Origin of the sequence: Bacillus sp. FJAT-27916, from assembly GCF_001183965.1 — a bacterium.
Taxonomy (GTDB): domain Bacteria; phylum Bacillota; class Bacilli; order Bacillales; family Pradoshiaceae; genus Pradoshia.
This window is the reverse complement of record NZ_LFZV01000001.1, coordinates 1,632,995-1,652,635: the sequence shown is the minus strand read 5'-3', so window position 1 is coordinate 1,652,635 and position 19,641 is coordinate 1,632,995. Positions and strand designations below refer to the sequence as shown.

21 protein-coding genes are annotated in these 19,641 nt (G+C 43.9%); 1 reads left to right on the top strand and 20 read right to left on the bottom strand.

The features are described from left to right. The 18 genes from AC622_RS07990 to AC622_RS07910 form a co-directional block, all read right to left on the bottom strand. Window positions 1–1,110, bottom strand: a 1,110-nt coding sequence (locus AC622_RS07990) for an ISL3 family transposase (RefSeq protein WP_231589495.1), incomplete at its 3' end; no start/stop codon positions are given. Window positions 1,111–1,275: 165 nt separating this feature from the next. Beyond that, on the bottom strand, window positions 1,276–2,568 hold the full coding sequence (gene asnS / locus AC622_RS07985; RefSeq protein WP_049670592.1) for an asparagine--tRNA ligase: 1,293 nt from the start codon (window positions 2,566–2,568) through the stop codon (window positions 1,276–1,278). 180 nt (window positions 2,569–2,748) lie between these two features. After that, a complete protein-coding gene (locus AC622_RS07980) occupies window positions 2,749–3,939 on the bottom strand; it encodes a pyridoxal phosphate-dependent aminotransferase (RefSeq protein ID WP_049670591.1) in 1,191 nt (396 codons plus the stop codon). 18 nt (window positions 3,940–3,957) lie between these two features. Then, entirely contained in the window at window positions 3,958–4,434 is a 477-nt protein-coding gene (locus AC622_RS07975) for a cell wall elongation regulator TseB-like domain-containing protein (protein ID WP_049670590.1), read from the bottom strand. A 39-nt stretch (window positions 4,435–4,473) separates the two neighbouring features. Further along, window positions 4,474–4,644 carry a YpmA family protein gene (locus AC622_RS20620; protein ID WP_082197068.1) on the bottom strand — a complete coding sequence of 57 codons (171 nt, stop codon included), beginning with the start codon at window positions 4,642–4,644 and terminating at the stop codon, window positions 4,474–4,476. Between the two features lie 114 nt (window positions 4,645–4,758). Beyond that, window positions 4,759–7,374, bottom strand: coding sequence for an exonuclease domain-containing protein (locus tag AC622_RS07970; RefSeq protein WP_049670589.1), 2,616 nt, complete (start codon window positions 7,372–7,374; stop codon window positions 4,759–4,761). Between the two features lie 324 nt (window positions 7,375–7,698). Further along, window positions 7,699–8,277, bottom strand: a complete 579-nt coding sequence (locus tag AC622_RS07965; protein ID WP_049670588.1) for a GNAT family N-acetyltransferase — start codon at window positions 8,275–8,277, stop codon at window positions 7,699–7,701. Beyond that, on the bottom strand, window positions 8,278–8,925 hold the full coding sequence (locus AC622_RS07960; RefSeq protein WP_049670587.1) for an alpha/beta hydrolase: 648 nt from the start codon (window positions 8,923–8,925) through the stop codon (window positions 8,278–8,280). Window positions 8,926–9,038: 113 nt separating this feature from the next. Continuing rightward, window positions 9,039–9,422, bottom strand: coding sequence for an aspartate 1-decarboxylase (gene panD, locus AC622_RS07955; RefSeq protein WP_049670586.1), 384 nt, complete (start codon window positions 9,420–9,422; stop codon window positions 9,039–9,041). 4 nt (window positions 9,423–9,426) lie between these two features. Beyond that, window positions 9,427–10,284 (bottom strand): pantoate--beta-alanine ligase, encoded by an 858-nt coding sequence (gene panC, locus AC622_RS07950; protein WP_049670585.1) that lies wholly within the window; start codon window positions 10,282–10,284, stop codon window positions 9,427–9,429. 3 nt (window positions 10,285–10,287) lie between these two features. After that, window positions 10,288–11,124, bottom strand: coding sequence for a 3-methyl-2-oxobutanoate hydroxymethyltransferase (gene panB / locus AC622_RS07945; RefSeq protein ID WP_049670584.1), 837 nt, complete (start codon window positions 11,122–11,124; stop codon window positions 10,288–10,290). A gap of 251 nt (window positions 11,125–11,375) precedes the next feature. Further along, a complete protein-coding gene (locus tag AC622_RS07940; protein WP_049670583.1) occupies window positions 11,376–12,374 on the bottom strand; it encodes a biotin--[acetyl-CoA-carboxylase] ligase in 999 nt (332 codons plus the stop codon). Continuing rightward, window positions 12,347–13,534 (bottom strand): CCA tRNA nucleotidyltransferase, encoded by a 1,188-nt coding sequence (locus tag AC622_RS07935; protein WP_049670582.1) that lies wholly within the window; start codon window positions 13,532–13,534, stop codon window positions 12,347–12,349. The genes AC622_RS07940 and AC622_RS07935 overlap by 28 nt, the downstream gene beginning before the upstream one ends. Further along, the gene (gene bshA / locus AC622_RS07930; protein WP_049670581.1) at window positions 13,531–14,673 is read right to left on the bottom strand and encodes an N-acetyl-alpha-D-glucosaminyl L-malate synthase BshA; all 1,143 of its coding nucleotides are present in this window, start codon (window positions 14,671–14,673) and stop codon (window positions 13,531–13,533) included. The genes AC622_RS07935 and bshA overlap by 4 nt, the downstream gene beginning before the upstream one ends. Then, a complete protein-coding gene (gene bshB1, locus AC622_RS07925; protein WP_049670580.1) occupies window positions 14,670–15,377 on the bottom strand; it encodes a bacillithiol biosynthesis deacetylase BshB1 in 708 nt (235 codons plus the stop codon). Before bshB1 ends, bshA begins: the two co-directional genes overlap by 4 nt. A 10-nt stretch (window positions 15,378–15,387) precedes the next feature. Then, a complete protein-coding gene (gene mgsA, locus AC622_RS07920) occupies window positions 15,388–15,792 on the bottom strand; it encodes a methylglyoxal synthase (RefSeq protein WP_049670579.1) in 405 nt (134 codons plus the stop codon). 15 nt (window positions 15,793–15,807) lie between these two features. After that, window positions 15,808–16,617: a 4-hydroxy-tetrahydrodipicolinate reductase gene (gene dapB / locus AC622_RS07915; protein WP_049670578.1), complete on the bottom strand. Its 810-nt coding sequence runs from the start codon at window positions 16,615–16,617 to the stop codon at window positions 15,808–15,810. Next, entirely contained in the window at window positions 16,601–16,942 is a 342-nt protein-coding gene (locus AC622_RS07910; RefSeq protein WP_049670577.1) for a nucleotide pyrophosphohydrolase, read from the bottom strand. The genes dapB and AC622_RS07910 overlap by 17 nt, the downstream gene beginning before the upstream one ends. A gap of 163 nt (window positions 16,943–17,105) precedes the next feature. Here AC622_RS07910 and AC622_RS07905 point away from each other — a divergent pair, with 163 nt between their 5' ends. Then, a complete protein-coding gene (locus tag AC622_RS07905) occupies window positions 17,106–17,978 on the top strand; it encodes a YitT family protein (protein WP_049670576.1) in 873 nt (290 codons plus the stop codon). A gap of 38 nt (window positions 17,979–18,016) precedes the next feature. On the opposite strand, the gene AC622_RS07900 is transcribed toward AC622_RS07905, so the two are convergent. Together AC622_RS07900 and AC622_RS07895 are read right to left on the bottom strand one after the other, a co-directional pair. Further along, complete coding sequence (locus AC622_RS07900) at window positions 18,017–18,694, bottom strand: zinc metallopeptidase (RefSeq protein ID WP_049670575.1); 678 nt, start codon at window positions 18,692–18,694, stop codon at window positions 18,017–18,019. 87 nt (window positions 18,695–18,781) lie between these two features. Continuing rightward, on the bottom strand, window positions 18,782–19,579 hold the full coding sequence (locus AC622_RS07895; RefSeq protein ID WP_049670574.1) for a sporulation protein YpjB: 798 nt from the start codon (window positions 19,577–19,579) through the stop codon (window positions 18,782–18,784). Between the last annotated feature and the right edge of the window lie 62 nt (window positions 19,580–19,641).

The following is a 19,641-nucleotide window of genomic DNA, read 5'->3' as shown; positions in this document are numbered from 1 at the left end:
CTTTGTCAAATTGTTTAAGCCTTCCACAAACCCATTCGAGTAATTGAACTCGAAGCGATTTAAGATTTCTCTTTCCCAGTTTCGATACGTTTGGACTGTCTTGCTCAATTCAGGAATGCCACTCTCTTCTACCTTCTGATAGAACTTGCGAAGTTCTTTCTGCGTCTCCACAATCCCATTTTCTTTTGCCTTATAAAACCAAGTATAAAAGGCTTCCTTGAGCTCATACGCTTTCTGGAGCTCAGGGGAAAAGCTGAAGTATCGCTGAAGAAGCCATTGGTCTTTCTCCGTTAATTTATGAGCAGCTTTATGAAAGATATAGCGGGCTTTCTTGCATTTCTTTCGGTCATATTCATGCCACCTGGCCTGTTCCCTCACTCGAACCCGATCCAGCGCCCAATTCATATATCGCACAAAGTGAAAGCTATCCGCCACAATGATGGGACGATCCAACGCCTGTTGAACCGCCGCTTTAAAGGCCTGGCTCATGTCCATGACCACCACTTTCACCTTCGCGCCGTATTGGCGCAAATAGTCCTTGATGGTGTCCTTTCGCCGGTTTGGTAGGATGTCAATTGGCTCGCGAGTCTCGGCATTTGCGATGATGAGCTGGTACTTTTCCTTGCCTGTATTCCCCTTGAATTCATCAATGGCAATCACTTCTGGTAAGGCTGACTTCCCCTTCATGGAGGACGGGACAATGGCATCAAACCGCCGGATGATGGTACTGACGGATGTGTGATATTGAGCGGCGATTTCCTTGAATGTCTTCGCTTTGATGGCTCGTATTTGTACTTGTTGGTTCCATTCTTTTGAGAAGCGTTGATACCGATCGACAAACGGATTCTGTTCGGCAAACCTTTTCCCGCATTGACAGGCATACCGGCGTTTACGATACTGGAGAATCGTTGGTCGTTCCGCCATTTTCAGATGTCGAACGGACTGGATGCGATAATCATGAACCTTCCCTGTTTTCTCGCCGCATCTTGGACAAATATGCGGGGTCAGGGGCATCTCCACGGTCATTTCAAAAACACCATGATCATTTACCTTGGACTTTATCACCTTAACGTCTTCTAAACCTGGCAATGTTATGTTAAAATTCCACACATCTCATCTCCTTTTCGACTTGTTTCTCGACAATTCAAGTATAAGAAAAGTGGAGCATGTGTGCTCTTTTTTTATGTCCGTTTTTTGTGGACACCCCAACATTTAGTATAGAACCAAAAAAAGAAAGCCTGGCAATAAAAGTATTGCCAAGCTTATTTCACTTTATTAAGGATATAGACGGTTTAGCAAGCGTGGGAATGGAATTGTCTCCCTTACATGCTCGACGCCGCTGATCCAGGCAACGGTTCTTTCAAGACCAAGCCCGAATCCGGAATGCGGTACTGAACCGTATTGTCTTAATTCATAATACCATTGGTACGCTTCCATGCTTAAGTTATGCTCATCAAGACGCTGCTTCAATAGATCCATATCATGAATCCGTTCAGAGCCGCCGATGATTTCACCATACCCTTCCGGAGCAATCAAGTCAGCGCAAAGCACAACATCATCACGGTCTGGAGCCGGCTGCATGTAGAATGGCTTAATGCCTGTTGGATAATGTGTGATGAACACCGGCTTGTCAAAGCTTTCCGCAATCGCGGTTTCATGCGGAGCACCAAAATCATCGCCCCACTGGATATCATCAAATCCTTTCTCATGAAGGAATTTAATGGCGTCATCGTAGCTGATACGCGGGAATGGTGCTTTGATATTCTCTAATTTAGATGTATCTCTGCCCAATGTTTTAAGTTCAATCTCACAGTTCTTAAGAACAGATTGAACGATATAGGAAACATATTGTTCCTGCACTTCTAAATTCTCGTTAAATTCGACAAAAGCCATCTCTGGTTCAATCATCCAGAATTCAATCAAGTGGCGTCTTGTCTTAGATTTCTCAGCACGGAAAGTTGGTCCGAATGAGAATACTTTTCCAAGCGCCATTGCTGCTGCTTCCATGTACAGCTGACCACTTTGAGAGAGATAAGCATCTTCATCAAAGTATTTCGTCGCAAACAGCTCAGAAGTCCCTTCAGGAGCACTTCCTGTCAGGATAGGCGGGTCAACCTTTACAAAGCCTTCTTGATTAAAGAATTCATAAGTCGCACGAATGATTTCGTTACGGATTTTCATAACCGCATGCTGACGCTTAGAACGGAGCCACAGATGACGATGGTCCATCAAAAATTCCGTTCCATGCTGTTTCGGTGTGATCGGATAATCTACCGCTTCAGCAATTACCTCAAGGCCTGTAACCAATAATTCATAGCCGAATGGGGAGCGCTCGTCAACTTGCACAATCCCCTTCACCCATACAGACGTTTCTTGGGTCACTTTCTTTGCTAATGTGAATAATTCTTCATCTACCTCTGCTTTTACCACGACACCTTGAATAAAGCCTGTCCCATCACGGAGCTGCAAGAAGGCAATTTTGCCGGAAGAGCGTTTATTGGCGATCCATGCGCCGATTGTCACTTCTTCATTTACATATTTATGAACTTCATTTATAGTACATTTCACGTTTTTTCCCTCCAAAGCTTAAACCAAACCAGGTTATGTACTCATCCATTATACAAGTACAAAAATAGACAAGCAAATACAAAATTTATTTATTGTCACAGCGAATAGGCACTGGCCAATAAAAAAGGCAGAAACACACCGATTGGCGCGGTTTCCAGCCTTCTTGAAAAGCATGTTTGATTAAGATTGTTGCATCCGTTCTTCCACATACTTCTTCATGCGCTTCACAGCCTCTGAAAGAGCTGCCTCAGATGTTGCATAGCTTAGGCGAATATTCTTTGGTGCACCGAAGCCGGAGCCCGGTACAACAGCCACCAAGGCATTCTCCAAAAGCCCTGCCGCAAAGTCATCCACATCATTGTATCCCGCAAGCTGAGCTGTCTTGGATACATTCGGGAATAAGTAAAACGCCCCTTTCGGCTTGATGCACGTTAAGCCGGGGATTTCCAAGAGACGGTCATAGATAGCTTCTAAACGTTTCTCGAAGGCGTTTCTCATTTCCTGAACGGCCTCCTGAGGTCCATTATAGGCTTCAATGGCCGCATATTGCGCTGTTGTTGTCGGGTTGGATGTGCTATGGCTCGCAAGGTTGGTCATAGCCTTAATAATTGCCTCGTCCCCAGCGGCATAGCCTATTCTCCACCCCGTCATCGAGTGTGATTTAGAGACGCCATTTATGATGATTGTCTGTTTCTTCAATTCCGGAGATAGCTGAGCAATAGAGACATGCTTGCTGCCATGATAAACAAGCTTTTCATAGATTTCATCAGACACGATTAAGATATCGTTCTCAAGACATACATCCCCGATTGCTTGCAGCTCCTCAGGCGAATAAATCATTCCGGTTGGATTGCTTGGAGAATTGAGAATGATTGCCTTCGTCCGATCACTCACGCTTGCTTTAATTTGCTCCGGAGTAATCTTAAACTCGTTCTCTTCCTTGCCTTCAATGTAAACAGGGGTACCATCAGCCAATTTCACCTGTTCTGGATAACTCACCCAATACGGTGTTGGAATCAGAACCTCATCCCCTTCATCTAGAATGGCTTGGAATAATGTATATAAAGCGTGCTTAGCCCCTGATCCGATAAAAATCTCATTTGCCTTGTAGTCAAGCCCTTGGTCTCGTTTTAATTTGTCGGCAACGGAATTCCTAAGACTTGGCAGCCCTGCAGAAGGAGTGTATTTCGTCTGTCCCTCATCCATTGATTTCTTTGCCGCCTCTAATATGTTTACGGGCGTATTGAAATCCGGTTCCCCTGCACCCAGCCCGATGACGTCAAGACCTTGTGCCTTTAACTCCTTCGCTTTAGCCGTAATGGCGAGTGTTGATGATGGTGTCAATGCTGCTACTCTTTTTGCTAATTTCATCTCCGGTTCATCTCCATCCTACAAATTATCATAATTTCGTATTAAATCACCTGTTTTGAAGTTCAGGTAGTAATACCCGTAAAGGTCGTTGTTATTTTTATAGATGATTTCCCATAAGGCTGTGCCATTTTCCATTCCAAGATTGGCCGCCATAATCTTCTTGACCTTCTTTTTATTCTTCACAAGACTGATGGCTTCCTTTTCAGAAAGACCTTCAGATAAGGCTAAGACCTTGCTCTCTTCCTTCTTGTTATCCGGAATCCAAACACCAACCTTTTTCCCTTCATCATTTACGCCGGTGACGACAGACCATGTCTCATTTCCGTTATATAAATAAAAATCAGCCGTTTCGGTCAAATTCGCCGTTTCCGTTGCTGTCTTAACGGCTTTCTCTTTTGCATTCTGTTTATCATGGTCGCCGGCATAGATAGCCTGCACCAGCAACCCAGTACCAATCAAGAGCAAAATAATTATGCTCCATATAACTTTTTTCATGTTAGCATCCTTTCAAATAATCTCTTACGCATGCTGTATTTACGTCCGATAGATGGAGAATACAGCCGTATTATGATCCTTAGGGTCTAACGATAGACCAAACATTAGGTTTTCTTGTTTGAGGGTACGATTTAGTGAATCTACAATCTTATACAAATCATTTGTATAACCAATCTTCACTGTTGATAAAACCTCTACCTTACTATCCACTAAAATTCCTCCCAAATGGTTACGTTCCATACAATCATATCTAGTTCACATTATACCAAAATAAAATAGGGAGAGCCTTAATAAATTCTGTATTTTTCGATAAAAATAAAGGTCTCATAGATAGGCCTCTTTATCAAAGGCCGATACAGATAAATAGGATAAGGAGTCAGCGAAGAATTGACGATTTGCCGCCAAAAGCGGATCCTCATACAGAACCCATCCGGCCCCCTGACCCGCAGGTATCTTTGCCGTTAAATGGCGTCTGATATTAAAGCTCATATCCAAGAGCATTTCCATTCCTTCCTGTATCCCCTTATCAGCATCCTCGCGTAAAAAGAGCTGCCTAGAGACAGCCGGTGCCTCCATCATCACCTTTATTGATTGTCCATCATAAAGATGACGTATTGTTTCCCACACCGGATAGGTGACAAACAACAAGGACCGCCCTGCTCCCATATGGCCTCTCAGCAATTTAGCCCCAGAGCCCGAGGTAATCCCTTGAACAAGTGCCTGGTATCCATTCTCCTCAATGGTTTCCTTTAACCCGAGATACATTTTTTTAAGACTGGAAGGCGTATTAAAGAAGAAAATCATGTTTCTCTCTCTGCTGTGGATCAATTCCTTTAAGAAGTCCTGCGCACAATCAAAAAACGAACCAAGCTCCCGTTCATTCTTCATGCACGTATCTTGAATGATGACCAGCTTTATGGCTCTATCGGGAGCCAAAATCAAGGTTTTATACACAGGCTCTTCACACCCCACCTTGGCAGCGAAATAGTGGAATGAGTCACGAATAGCAAGCACGTCTGATGCAAAGAGAATCGTCTTCTTCTCAAGAATATTTTCCTTCATCCACTTGGCAATCGTTCTTGGCTTGCTTTTGACAGAAAGGGAATTACGGCTGCCCCTCTTATTCCATTCAATCCAGGTTTCATTCATTCCTGATTGTTTTAGGAACATTTGTCCAAGTCCCAGATAAATTCTTTCAAGCTGTTCATGCATTTTCATCAGGTCATCCATGATATTCAACTGGCTTCTCTTCAATTTCTCAACCGGAACTTCATTCAGTTCCTTAACCCAGCCTACAAAAAGGTCCATAAGGATGATGAACGATTGACGCAAATCATTTGCCGCTTCATAAATAGATAAAACATTTTTTCTTTTACGCGGTAATTTGACCGCTGTCATCTGACCTTCTTTTAGAGCACTCTTTAATTCACCATAGGTAATCAGTTCTTCTGCAAATCGTTCAATTTGATTGGACAGCTGCCATAACCCTTTCTCAAGCTGTCTTCGGTCAATCGGAACCTCTGTTTTTTCCTCAACAAGCAAGACAGCTTGGTGAAGGAGATGACGGTTATCAAGACTTCCAACCTTATTGACGATATTGCGCATATCCATATAACTAATATCCACTCCCAGCTTATCCGCCAGGACAGCCGGAAAAGAATCTGCCTCTTCAATCAGTACATGAATTGGCTTATTTAAATAACCTCCATGAAGCAGGTTCTCTGCAAAATCAGCATGGGTGGTCAGAATCACATTAGCCCTTGCAGCCGCCTCAAGCCGTCTGCCATAGAAATCCCGCTCTGTCCATGGTTTCAATAATCTCGGATGAAGCCTGCGGTGATGGGCCACTTCTTTGGCATACTCCCTGCCAGCACTTGAAAGATTAAGCTCATTGATATCCCCTGTAACCGTTTCGGTCAGCCAAACAAGGATTTGCATCTTTGTCATTGCCACCTCATAGTTGTGATCGCGCTGCCTTAACGATTGTTCGAATTTCGGCAGACTGAGGTAATTGGTCTCCTGCTTTAATTTTTCAACAGATAAAGGCATATAGGCTGTTAGCTCTTCTTCTGTCAGTTCACCATATGTCGTGAGAAGGACTTGCTCTCCTTCTTTCTCAGCAAAATCATGACAGGCTGCCAGATGGTCCGAAAACGCACGTGTCCCGTCCTCCAAGAAGGCGGTACCGCCGGACTTGAACACATCTTGTATGAAGCCGCAGATGTTAGAGTCCACTTGAGGAATAGCGGAAACGTTGGTCTCTTGCCTTGGAAGGACCAATGCCAATCCTCTGTATATTTCTAAATCTGGTCTCCAAGGCTCGCAAACCTGTGCCTGCTCCTGCAAAACCTCAAGCAGCACTTCCTTTAATTCACTCTTCAATGAATAGGACAGCCGATACAGAGATTTAAGCGTCTGTCTCGGCAGCCTCTTTAACGCCTTATAAAAATCGAGGAACAGCAGGGCTGTGGCATAGGCATCACTGTCTGCTTGATGCGGGCAGTCATGTATATGGCCGTATGCCTTGCTCAAATCCTCCAGTTTGAAGCTATCAGTCCTCGGCGAAATAACCTTGGCCATCTCTACGGTATCTACCGTGTATCCCAGAAACATTTCATAGCCTACCCGCTCGAGCTCTGCTTGAAGGAACGTCAAATCAAAGAGCACATTATGAGCAACAAAAACAGCCTCTTCTAATATTCCTACTATGTATGGGGCAATTTCCTTAAAGGTAGGTGCAGATTTTACATCTTCATCCTTGATGCCTGTAAATTCCTGAATGAAAGAAGGAATCGTCCTCTCTGGATTAACGTACGATGAGTATTGATACGTGATTTCCCCATTTTCGATAACAATAGCAGCGATTTGGATAATTCGATCACCGGCTTTCGAGTTATTGCCCGTTGTTTCCAAATCGACCACTACATATTTATTTTCCATGTTTGACACCTGCTTAAATCATATCAATCGGCACCGTTCATAGCCGGAGCCGTCACAGGCCGCTGTTCACGGCCATTTGTTCATTTTTCTGCAAGGCTGAATGCCAGCCTCTCTGTTAGAATTCATGATACTCCATTTATAGCAGATTGAAAACTAATTATCAAAGACATAAGAAGGAATGGAGTAATCATTTGCGGCTCTAGCCAGCTGCTGACTCTGCTATTTATCATCTTACCTGTTTAGCCCTATTCTGCCAGATTCCAAGTGCCTAAAAATGAAAAAAAGAAGCATAGCCACCGCTGTGCCATGCTTTCTTTTGCTGCTTCACTTTTCCGCTCCTTCGCTACAGCTAACGTATTCCATCAGCCAGCAGTCTTGGTAGACCCCTTCATGCAGCTCATGGGACGAAAGCAGCTTCACCTTCTTAAATCCGCATTTTTCATAGCATCTGATGGCCCGCTCATTCCTTGCTTGCGGGTCCATGATGATTCTTTTAGCCCTTTTCTCTTTTAACAAATAAGAGGCCATAGATTTAATAAGGGAGGCACCAATGCCCCTATTCCAATATTCAACCTCTCCAATGAATTGGTCGAGTCCATATGTAGTTTCTTTGTCAAAGCCGTATTCTAAAAGTTCCACAGTATCAACCGGATAGAACTGAATATAGCCGATTGGCTGATTCCTATATTCCACGATGCATTTTGTCTCTTCATCCTTCGCATCCATGAAAGTGATTTTTGCCTTGTCATAATCAAAGCGATTATCTCTTCCTTCGTAGAATTCCAGTACCTTATCGTCTGAAAGCCATTTTGCCAGCAGCACGAGGTCCTGCTCCACCAAGGCCCTGACAGATATGCTGCCATCCTGATAGAACAACTTCGTCTCACTCCCATCATTCCTCATTTAGATAAACGTCTTTATGTCCTTCATAATACTCTTTAAAAGATCAATCGAATTAAGGATATGTCCTTCTTGCTCAAGGCCATGATGCATATTTGGATACAATCTTGCCGCTGCAAGCGGATTACGGCCAATGCGTTCCAATCCTTCCGGAGTATAATTCGGGTCCTTATCTCCAATGATACATAGGCTGGGATACGCAGCGTCTGCGAGAGCATTCAGCACCCCTTCCTCTTTCAAGAGTGGAGTTACCCAAATGGCCTTCATTTCTTCAGCATATTCATTCCTAAGGATTGAATCCATACAAAGCGTCCCAATTGATTTGCCAAGTATGATGATTTGTCTGTATGGTTTATCCATCAAGACATGGTCAAGGACCATGTTTACATCATAGTGAATCGCCTCCGTCAGCTCCTCCCATGAGAAATCTTGATAGAAGTCATCACGATAAGGGTAATTAATCTCCAATACATCCATGGCCTCTTCCAGAAACATGGAGGACGAATAATGAAATAGGGGCGCTTTTGTTGTATATCCAGCTCCAGGCAAAAGGACCGCCAGCCGTTCTGCTCTGTCAGTCAATCCAGCCATTGTGAACGGGATATCCATTTGTTTATAGCCTTTCACAACGTGTGAGTGATAATGGGTCATCGTTCTTCCTCCTTTTCCAGCTATTTTAGCATAAATATTCAGATAATTAACCGACAAAAAACACACTGCCATTAATAGAGCGGAGCGGCAGTGTGTTATCCTATCTAACAATCTTATAGAATGGTTGCTTCAGGCTCAAGGCCGATCATTTGTGTAATGGTATTGTTCTCATCCAGCACAGCGACTCTTGGCTGATGAGTACGAGCCTTTTCCTCTGGCACTAAACCGTAGGAAATGATAATGACTTTATCCCCCTCGTGAACAAGTCGTGCTGCAGCGCCATTTAAGCAAATTACGCCGCTGCCTCTTTTACCTGGAATGATGTAGGTTTCGAATCTCGCGCCATTATTATTATTGACGATTTGTACCTTTTCGTTTGGCAGCATATCAACTGCTTCGAGCAATTCCTCATCAATCGTGATGCTTCCTACATAATTTAAATTAGCCTCCGTTACGGTTGCTCTGTGAAGCTTCCCTTTCATCATGGTACGATACATGACGTTACCCCCTTGGTTGTTCGTTTTTTATGATGACATTATCAATCAGGCGCACCTTGCTGTATTGGACAGCTGCTGCGACAATGATTGTCTCTCTTACATCTGTGATTGATTTGAGCTCTGGATACGATAGAGCCTCTAAGTAATCAATCGAGCCCGTAATATGTCCTTGCAGATAGCCTATCCCCTCTGCTAGCGCAGCTGCAGGTGTGGATCCGTTTTCAATGGCCTCTCTGATCAAGCGTAAGCTTTTCGAAATGTACACGGCCTCCGTACGTTCTTCCGGTGTCAGATTCACATTCCTAGAGCTTAAAGCAAGACCGTCTTCTTCTCGCTTAATATCGACACCAACAAGCTCAATCGGGAAGTTAAAGTCTCGAATCAACCCTTCAACTACCGCAACCTGCTGGGCATCCTTCAAGCCAAAATAAGCACGAGTTGGAGCAACAATATTAAAGAGCTTAGTCAGCACGGTTGCTACGCCGTCAAAATGGCCAGGACGAGATTTGCCGCATAGGCAGTCTGTCCGTTCATGCACCTTAACCGTAACAGTTGGACGCTCACCATACATTTCAGCAACTGTCGGATAGAACAAGTAATCCACTCCGGCCTCGCGGGCCAGTGCTTCATCATGTTCAATATCGCGCGGATATTGGTCAAAATCCTCGCCAGGTCCAAATTGAAGCGGATTGACGAAGATACTGATGACGACAACCTCATTCTCTTTGCGTGCTGCATGAATAAGCGATAAATGCCCCTCGTGCAGATAGCCCATTGTTGGGACGAACCCCACTGTTTTCCCCTCTGTTTTTTCCTCTGTTAACATGGTGCGCAATTCATCAATCCGATTTACGATTTTCATTATTTACTTTTCTCCCCCATACAATGCAAGCAGCTCTTCTTCCTTCATCGTAAAAGAATGGCTTTCTGAAGGGAAAGCGCCGGACTTCACTTCTTGTATATGTTTGGATAGGGCATCCCCTATCGTTGTATTTAAATCAGCATAAGACTGAACAAACTTCGGCACACGTCCAACTCCATAAAGAAGGACATCATGATAAACAAGCACCTGTCCGTCCGTTTGATTTCCAGCCCCGATTCCAATTGTCGGAATCATAAGCTTATTCGTCATTTCTCCACCGACCTGGTATGGAACGCATTCAAGCACAAGCGCTATTGCCCCGGCTTCCTGGCATTTAATCGAATCACTCATTAATTGCAAGGCCGCTTCCTTTGTTTTCCCTTGGACCTTATATCCTCCAAGCACACCTACCGATTGCGGAGTTAATCCTAAATGGGCAACGACCGGTATACCAGCATCTGTCAAAGCCTTGATCTTAAGCAGGACATCACCTGCCCCTTCAATCTTGACCGCATCCGCTCCAGCCTCCTGAAGAAGCCTTGCCGCGTTCTTCAATGTTTCATCGATGGACACATGATAGCTCATGAAAGGCATATCAGCGACGATGAACGTGTTAGGCGCTCCCCGGCGTACAGCCTTTGTATGATGGATCATATCCTCCATTGTTACTGGAACAGTAGAATCATAGCCAAGAACAACCATACCCAATGAATCCCCAACAAGAATCATGTCTACACCAGCTTGTTCAGCTAGCTTGGCAGATGGATAATCATAGGCTGTCAGCATGGAGATTTTTTCTCCCTTTTCTTTCATTTTCCAAAAATCAGCAGCAAATTTCATTTTTTTCCTCCTTAACATTCCGAGGAGAGAAAAACAGCCGAATCCGCATAAAAAAATCCTTCTTTACAGAAGGATTGAATCCGCAAAATGGCTTTTATCCCTCTGTCCCGGTCCTATTTCTAAGATACAGGCAGAATATCAACTTTCCACTTACAACGCATACAAGGTGCAGGTCGTTTCCGCTACTGCCCTCATATGCATTATAACGGGAAGGGATAAAATTTACCATTTTATTTTATTTTGTTTTAAATTTACATATGGTGAATGGTAATATCACCGGAATAAACAAGATGCTGCACACCCGTCTGTTCATCTTTCACCATCAAAATACCATCTTCATTGATTCCTGATGCAAGCCCTATGAATGATGACTGGGCTGTTGCAACTGTTACTCGCTGACCAATTGTGACGGAGTATGTTTCCCACAGCTCTTTAATTGGGAGGAACCCTTTCTCAAGAAAGAGCAGATAAAGCTGCTCAAAACGGCTGAGAAATCTTTGCAAAAAGAGTGCTCGATCTAGCATTTCTCCCTTCTCAATGGCAAGAGAGGTGGCAAGGCTTTGAATATCCTCATTGAAATCTTGACGCTCCTGATTAACATTAATGCCGATTCCAATGATGACCGAATGGATTTGGTCTGCTTCAGCGTGCATCTCAGTCAGAATACCAGCGATTTTCCTCCCGTTCACTAGCACGTCATTCGGCCACTTAATTCCAGCATTCACACCAGTCTCTCTTATTGCAAGTACAGCTGCCACAGCCGTCAGCAGGGTCAGACGCGGAGCATGGTATGGGGGAATGTCGGGTTTTACAATCAAACTCATCCAAATCCCGCCTTGGTGAGGGGAATACCATGTCCTCCGTAATCTCCCCTTTCCTTCTGTTTGCTCCTCACTAATCACAATCGTTCCATTATCTGCTCCCTTAGCAGCTAGGTCGCTTGCGATTGTTTGCGTGGTTGGAACCGTTTCATAGGCGTGGATGGACCTTCCAATGAACTCCGTTTCAAGTCCCATAAGGATTTCTGTTTCGGTTAACCGGTTCTTGCGAGGCAGGATACGATAGCCCTTTTTCTTTATAGCTTCAATTTCATAGCCTTCTTTGCGTAAGGCATCAATATGCTTCCAGACAGCCGTACGGGAACAACCGGCAATATCGGCTAAATACTGTCCCGATATATAGTCATCTCCTGCATTTGTCAGTGCATGAATCAATTGTTTCTTTATCGTTTGTTCCCCTGTATGAGCCATTGTTTCACAAACTCCTTCTCATTGACAATCTCTCCATCAAGCATGGCTTGAATGATTTCTCTCATCATGTCCTTCATCCATGGGCCGCCCCTTTTACCTGTCCATTTAATTAGGTCTGTACCAGAAAACGAAAGCGGCGTCTCTTTTTGAATAGGCATTTGATTGTATAGATCATCGATGTGGTCATGCTCGGCAGGCTGGCTGGAATAGACAGACCATACCCGTTCAACACTATGGGCTGTCTCGATGCCCGCCTCATATAATTGATAACGGGTATAGAAGGCTTTCTCCCTTTGTTTACATCCTTCAATCAAGACTTTAATTCCTTTAATGACTGCATTCGGAAGCTTCCACTCTCTATACATGCTCTCCCTCTTTGAACAGAATAAGGCCATTACTGCCAGCCATTCCTCAAAGGTTTGACAGGCCTCCACATCGAGGGAAAGGAATGAATCCATCTTTTCAGCCAAGAGGTCAAGCTCTGGATAATAATGAAGGATTTGAGAAGCCGCTGCAGCTCTGAGTGCCTCCTTGGGCCTTTTACCTGCCAACAGCTTTTGGAATTCCGCTGTTTTTCTCTCCTGAGCAATATGGCTGAGTAAATGTGAGTTCTCCCGCAGTGCTTGATATGTCTTCTCCTCAATCTGAAAACCAAGCTGACTCATAAAACGGACAGCCCGAACCATACGCAGGGCATCCTCTGAAAAGCGTTCGTCCGGCTCCCCGACAGTGCGAATCGTTTTCTGTTCGATATCTTCATGCCCCTTAAATGGGTCATACAATGTGCCATCCTTATCCATGGCAATTGCATTCATCGTGAAGTCCCTTCTTTTCAGATCCTCCTCAAGCGAGGTGACAAACTCCACTTGGTCAGGGCGGCGGAAATCCTTATATGTACTCTCCGTTCGAAATGTCGTGACTTCATATGGCACACCCTCGTGAAAGACGAGAACCGTGCCATGCGCAATCCCGACATCAACTGTATGGCCAAATACCTCTTTCACTTCCTGCGGCATGGCAGATGTAGCAATGTCAACATCATGAATGTCTTTACCCATAATGGAATCTCGTACCGAACCACCGACAAAATAGGCCAAATATCCTTTTTCCTGCAATTGACAAAGAACCGGAGCTGCTTGTACAAATTCCTTCTTCATCATCCTTGCCCCTCTTCTGATAGAATGGATGCATACAAGTCTTCATATTGGTCAACGATTCGGTTCGTTTCAAAATGCTCGCGGACGATTCGAATCGCTTGTTCTCCCATATCCAATCTTTTCTTATCATTACTCAATAATTTATACAGTCTTTGCGCTGCAAGCGCTGTATCGCCCTTCTCGACAATATACCCGTTCACACCATCCTGAATCACCTCTGGAATGCCCCCTATATTGGTCCCGAGACATGGAACCCCATGTACCATTGCCTCAAGCAAGACTAAGCCAAAGCTTTCCTTTTCTGACATTAGGACACAGGCATCGCTTATCGCATACAGCTCGTGGAGATTTTCCTGTTTCCCTAACAGGATGACTTGATCACGTATACCAAGCTGGCTGATTTGTCGATTGACTGCTCCCATTTCAGGACCGTCACCGACTAGGATGAGCTTACATGGCATACGCTTTGCTACTTCAGCAAATGAATGCAGAATATCCGGAATCCGTTTCACCTTACGGAAATTGGATACATGGATGACGACCTTTTCTTCTTCCTTAATATTCAGCTCAGCCTTCAAGTCCATCTCGGAATTGTCCTTGAGTGCTGGATAATCAATGAAATTATAAATGGTTTTGATTTCTTTCTCAGGCTGTATTAAATCATAGGTCTCCTGCACAAGTGCGTTCGATACAGCTGTTACGGCATCTGATTTTTCAATCGCAAACTTAATCATGTCCTGCATCGAGGAATCATATCCAAGTACCGTAATATCTGTTCCATGCAAGGTTGTGACCACTTTCAGCCGCTCGCTCGTCATCTGTTTTGCCAATATGCCACAGACCGCATGCGGCATCGCATAATGGGCATGAATGAGATCGAGGCCTTCATTTTTCACTACCTCCGCAATTTTGCTCGCCAAGGACAATGTATATGGAGGGTATTGAAATACTGCATATTGATTGACCTCTACCTGGTGGAAGTAAATATTGGAATACCGTTTATTAAGACGAAACGGCATGCTTGAAGTAATGAAATGAATTTCATGGCCGCGCTTTGCCAGCGTGATGCCAAGCTCTGTGGCCAATATGCCGGATCCGCCGACAGTCGGGTAGCAAACAATCCCTATTTTCAATTTCTTCATTTTGACGCTCCAAATAAATCCGCATCAAGAATGAGCGGTTTTGTTGTTTTGAACCCTTCAGCAAAAAGAACGCCGGCATCACGTCCATACGCTCTCTCACGTCCTTCAATTGCTTCTAAATATCCTTCTGTCAATGGCGTAATAACACCGTCACGAGAGCGTTCGAATTGGGAACGATAGCATTTCAGCGCTTCAATCTTCTTGTCAAAGCTGCTGCTGATGTCCACGCAGAAGTCAGGCTTATGGAAGCTGTTAATCATATATTCATATACAGCTGTTGGTTTATGAGATTCCTGCCCGTCTTGGTCAGTATATTTCCGGATTCCTGCTGAAAAGACTGCCTCGAAGACTAATTGACTTACCCGCCCATGATCGGGATGACGATCGATATGATAAGGAGCAAAGATTAGTTCCGGCTGATAACGACGTATGACTGCCGCTACCTTCGCGATATTATCCGGCGTTATGAAGAGATTCCTGTCTCCCATATTCAGATTGATTCGCTCCTTCACGCCGAGTACTTCAGCAGCTGCCTGTGCTTCCTTCTTTCGATTTTCCGGCGTGCCATTCGAAGATAGCTCTGCTTCTGTTAAATCGCAGATAACCGCCGTTTTTCCTTGCTGTGTATATTTTGCTAATGTGCCGCCCATTCCAAGTTCTACATCATCGGAATGAGCGCCAAAACATAATAGATCTATTTTCATTCTAGGTGATTTACTCCTTTTCCCTTACAATCGTTCTCCATTTAAGATCTCCTCGGTCAATTCCATGAATGATGAGCTCAGCCGTACCCATATTTGTCGCAAGCGGAATGGAATAAACATCCGCTAAACGGAGCAGGGCTGAAACATCCGGTTCATGAGGCTGCGCGGTTAATGGATCGCGGAAGAAAATGATGGCATCAATATCATTCTGAGCCACCATCGCTCCAATTTGCTGGTCTCCGCCATGCGGTCCGGATTGATAACGATGAACCGGCAGTCCTGTTGCCTCCATGATTTTCAGACCTGTCGTGCCGGTAGCAAAGAGCTGCTGCTTACTTAAGATATGCTTGTACGCAATCGCAAATTGAATCATGTCGTCCTTTTTCTTATCATGTGCAATTAGAGCGATCTTCATCGTTTATACCTCCATTTAATCGAGAATATTTTCCAACCCATACACAAGCTGATCTAATTTCATAACCGTTTCAACAGATACCCTAACACCAGACATAAATGATTTACGGTCATAGGAATCATGACGAAGCGTCAATGTTTGCCCTTCTCCTCCAAACATGACTTCTTGATGGGCAATCAAGCCCGGTAAACGTACGCTGTGAATTCGCATGCCGTCGAAATCTGCCCCTCGCGCTCCAGCAATCGTTTCTTTTTCATTCGGGTGTCCTTGCTTCTTGGCAGAACGTTCTTCAGAAATCAATTGAGCCGTTTTGATTGCTGTACCAGAAGGCGCATCAAGCTTTTGATCATGATGCATCTCAATTATTTCGACATCTTGGAAGTATTTTGCGGCATTTTGTGCAAATTTCATCATCAAAATAGCCCCGATAGCGAAGTTTGGCGCAATAATACAGCCGATTCCCTTTTCCTTTGTCAATGTACGCAGCTCTTCAAGATCCTCGTCTGAAAAGCCGGTTGTCCCAACCACAGGACGGATACCATGTGATAGGGCTGATAATGTATGTATTCTACCAACCTCTGGGGTTGTTAAATCTATTAACACGTCTGCTTGAAGGGTTGAGAAGCATTGTTCATGATCATCATAAACTGGGACATCCTCGCCAACACCGGCAAACCCTTCAAGTTCATTTAAGTGCTTTCCGCCATTTTTACGGTCAAGCACAGCAATTAATTGGAAGTGGTCTGTCTCTTGTACCATTTGGACAGCCGCCCTGCCCATCTTTCCTCTTGGTCCGGCAATAATTACTTTAATCATTTTGTTCATCCTTTCTTGTCCAGCGATCACGGTCTCTCGTCCGGAATTTATCCATTACAAGATCATGAGCATGTGCAAGGTCTACGCCAAGTGAGTTGGCCATGCAGATCAGCACGAATAAAACATCGCCCATCTCCTCTTCAATCGCCTTCTCTTCTTCCGTTGACTTCTTCGGTTTTTCTCCGTAATGGTGGTTGATTTCACGAGCAAGCTCCCCCAGCTCCTCTGTAAGTCTTGCTGTCATCGCAAGAGGGCTGAAATACCCTTCCTTAAACTGCCCGATATAGCGGTCCACCTCTTGCTGCATTTCTTCCATTGTTTTTTTTGTTTCCATTCGTTACACATCCATTTCTTTGCTCACTTCTTCTATGTTAGCTCATTTAACTATTCCCGAGCAATCCACACATATGATAAAATTCATTAGGGCATAATTGACATAATCTTATCTCAATTGTACACCATAATTAATAACGGATAGCAAGGAAGTGGGATTACATATGATTTTCAACCTAAAACTCAAGAATATTTTGTTTATCTTGATCGGTTCAGCCATCATGGCCTTTGGTGTCGTGCATTTTAACATGCAAAATCAGTTAGCTGAGGGCGGTTTCACTGGTATTACCCTCCTCATTTATAATTTGACCGGATTAAGCCCGTCCATTTCCAACATTTTGCTTAATCTGCCCCTTTTCTTCATTGGCTATCGATTATTAGGAAGAAAAACGTTCATCTATACAATCATTGGAACGGTTGGACTATCTATTTTTATCGCGATATTCGAAAAATATCAGCTCCATATCCCACTAAAAGACGACCTTATGCTTGCAGCCCTGTTCGCAGGCGTCTTCATCGGGGTCGGACTCGGAATTATCTTCCGCTATGGCGGGACTACCGGGGGAGTTGATATTATTGCACGGCTTGTCTTTAAGTACAAAGGCTACAGCATGGGAAAAACCATGTTCATCTTTGATTTCTGTGTCATTACCCTATCACTGGCAACGTACCTTGATTATAAGGAAGCCATGTACACACTCGTTCTTGTGTTTATTGGGAGCCGCGTTATTGATTTCATTCAGGAAGGTGCATATGCAGCCAGAGGAGCCTTTATTATCAGTGAATCCAATAAAGAGATTGCTCAAAAAATCAACGAAGAAATGGACCGCGGCGTCACACTTCTAAAAGGATACGGTTCCTTTTCTAAGCTTGAAAAAGATGTCATCTACTGCGTCGTCGGTAAGAATGAAATTGTCCGCCTCAAGAATCTGATAACGTCTGTTGACCCGCACGCCTTCGTATCAGTCTCAGTCGTTCATGATGTTCTCGGCGAAGGCTTTACCTTAGATGAGAACAAAAACCCGCTCGAGCATTAACAGCACAAAAAAGAGGGAAGTTGAACTTCCCTCTTTTTTTAATCGTCATTATTCATACCGGTTAACATTAACACAAAACGAAGCAATTCCAGAAGAGCTACAGCTGCAGCCGCAACATATGTTAATGCTGCCGCGTCAAGAACCTTCTTCGTTTCTCGTTCTTCCCCTGCATCAATAACGCCAAGTGCAACTACTTGCTGCATGGCACGATTAGAAGCATTAAACTCTACTGGCAAGGTCACAAATTGGAACAGGACTGCCGCTGCCATGAATAGCACACCGAGCAAAGCAAGATTATAGATACTGAAGATCATCCCTGCAATAATCAAAATCCAAGAGAAATTCGATCCGATATTTGCAACAGGAACTAATTTATGACGAATACGCATAAATGTGTAATCCTCTTTGTCCTGAATGGCATGACCAACCTCATGGGCTGCTACCGCAGTACCAGCAAGAGAATGTCCATGGTAAATGTCAGAGGATAATCTGACAACCTTTGCTGTCGGATCATAATGGTCACTTAATACACCATGTGTTTCTTCAATTTTGACATTATACAATCCATTTTCGTCCAATATTTTTCGTGCCACCTCTGCCCCGGTATATCCATTGGAAGCCGGAACCTTTGAGTATTTAGAATAGGCACTCTTGACTTTCATTTGAGCGAAAAGCGGTATAAGCAAGATCAAGATAAAGTAAATTAGAAACGCCATCAATATCCTCCATTTTTAATGTGATTAATATTATTGTAATAATGAAACCATTTATCTGTCAATGGATTGATACTTTTCAAAATTTTATCAAATATCGCGATTCTTCTTCTTCGTAAAGGTAATCTCCTCACGCGCCTTGTACTTGCGGAAGCCCACATAAGATAATGTCATTAAGATAATACTGCCTGTCGAGATGATTACCCACCAGAGTGACGGGTCTGTATCATCCTTCTCTGCCTCGTCAAATATATCCCTCAGCTGCCCCTCCAATGAAGCCATATCTTTCTGTTCACTGCTGTCAGAGAATACTTGCGGACGGTATTGGTCTATGAATTTCAAATGAGCATCCACTTGCTGAAATTTTTCTGGAGTAACATCGATTTTCAAAGATGGATACAGAATAATATATATATTTAACAAACGATTCAATTCCTCCTGAAAGACAACGGAATCCTGATTTTTCACAGCTTCACGCGTATCCTTTACAGCTTCGAGAATCTGTCCTCTCATCTTTGTCCATAAGGGACTCTTATCATGACTAACAGCATCAAAGGCTAATCTGAATTTTGTCATCTCGTTTACGGCTTCCTGATTCGACTTCTCTGTATCCTGAACGGCATTCATCGCATCCTCAAGGGCAATGGTCACAATATTGATCTCATCCATTGAATATTGATTACCCTGTGAAGCCATATCCAAAAATCTCTCTGAGAACACATTGAGCAATTCCTCGGCTTCCTGCCTCCGATCAACCTTCACAAACTGCAGGGATTGGTCAGCAATCGTTTCAATGGCTTTATCTTCTGCAGGACTGGCGGCGATTGCCTGAATGGATAGCGATGCGACAATAATAACGGATCCAATGACCCCCTTTAGCAACTTCATAAAAAATGTCCCTCCTCACCATACTAATATGTATGTGAAAAGGGACAAGGCAAGAACCTTAA

Excerpts from the sequence above, each read along its gene's own strand:
- AC622_RS07980 (WP_049670591.1), bottom strand. The coding sequence starts at position 3,939 with ATGAAATTAGCAAAAAGAGTAGCAGCATTGACACCATCATCAACACTC.
- AC622_RS07975 (WP_049670590.1), bottom strand. The coding sequence starts at position 4,434 with ATGAAAAAAGTTATATGGAGCATAATTATTTTGCTCTTGATTGGTACT.
- AC622_RS07970 (WP_049670589.1), bottom strand. The coding sequence starts at position 7,374 with ATGGAAAATAAATATGTAGTGGTCGATTTGGAAACAACGGGCAATAAC.
- AC622_RS07965 (WP_049670588.1), bottom strand. The coding sequence starts at position 8,277 with ATGAGGAATGATGGGAGTGAGACGAAGTTGTTCTATCAGGATGGCAGC.
- AC622_RS07960 (WP_049670587.1), bottom strand. The coding sequence starts at position 8,925 with ATGACCCATTATCACTCACACGTTGTGAAAGGCTATAAACAAATGGAT.
- panD (WP_049670586.1), bottom strand. The coding sequence starts at position 9,422 with ATGTATCGTACCATGATGAAAGGGAAGCTTCACAGAGCAACCGTAACG.
- panC (WP_049670585.1), bottom strand. The coding sequence starts at position 10,284 with ATGAAAATCGTAAATCGGATTGATGAATTGCGCACCATGTTAACAGAG.
- panB (WP_049670584.1), bottom strand. The coding sequence starts at position 11,124 with ATGAAATTTGCTGCTGATTTTTGGAAAATGAAAGAAAAGGGAGAAAAA.
- AC622_RS07940 (WP_049670583.1), bottom strand. The coding sequence starts at position 12,374 with ATGGCTCATACAGGGGAACAAACGATAAAGAAACAATTGATTCATGCA.
- AC622_RS07935 (WP_049670582.1), bottom strand. The coding sequence starts at position 13,534 with ATGATGAAGAAGGAATTTGTACAAGCAGCTCCGGTTCTTTGTCAATTG.
- bshA (WP_049670581.1), bottom strand. The coding sequence starts at position 14,673 with ATGAAGAAATTGAAAATAGGGATTGTTTGCTACCCGACTGTCGGCGGA.
- bshB1 (WP_049670580.1), bottom strand. The coding sequence starts at position 15,377 with ATGAAAATAGATCTATTATGTTTTGGCGCTCATTCCGATGATGTAGAA.
- mgsA (WP_049670579.1), bottom strand. The coding sequence starts at position 15,792 with ATGAAGATCGCTCTAATTGCACATGATAAGAAAAAGGACGACATGATT.
- dapB (WP_049670578.1), bottom strand. The coding sequence starts at position 16,617 with ATGAACAAAATGATTAAAGTAATTATTGCCGGACCAAGAGGAAAGATG.
- AC622_RS07910 (WP_049670577.1), bottom strand. The coding sequence starts at position 16,942 with ATGGAAACAAAAAAAACAATGGAAGAAATGCAGCAAGAGGTGGACCGC.
- AC622_RS07905 (WP_049670576.1), top strand. The coding sequence starts at position 17,106 with ATGATTTTCAACCTAAAACTCAAGAATATTTTGTTTATCTTGATCGGT.
- AC622_RS07900 (WP_049670575.1), bottom strand. The coding sequence starts at position 18,694 with ATGGCGTTTCTAATTTACTTTATCTTGATCTTGCTTATACCGCTTTTC.
- AC622_RS07895 (WP_049670574.1), bottom strand. The coding sequence starts at position 19,579 with ATGAAGTTGCTAAAGGGGGTCATTGGATCCGTTATTATTGTCGCATCG.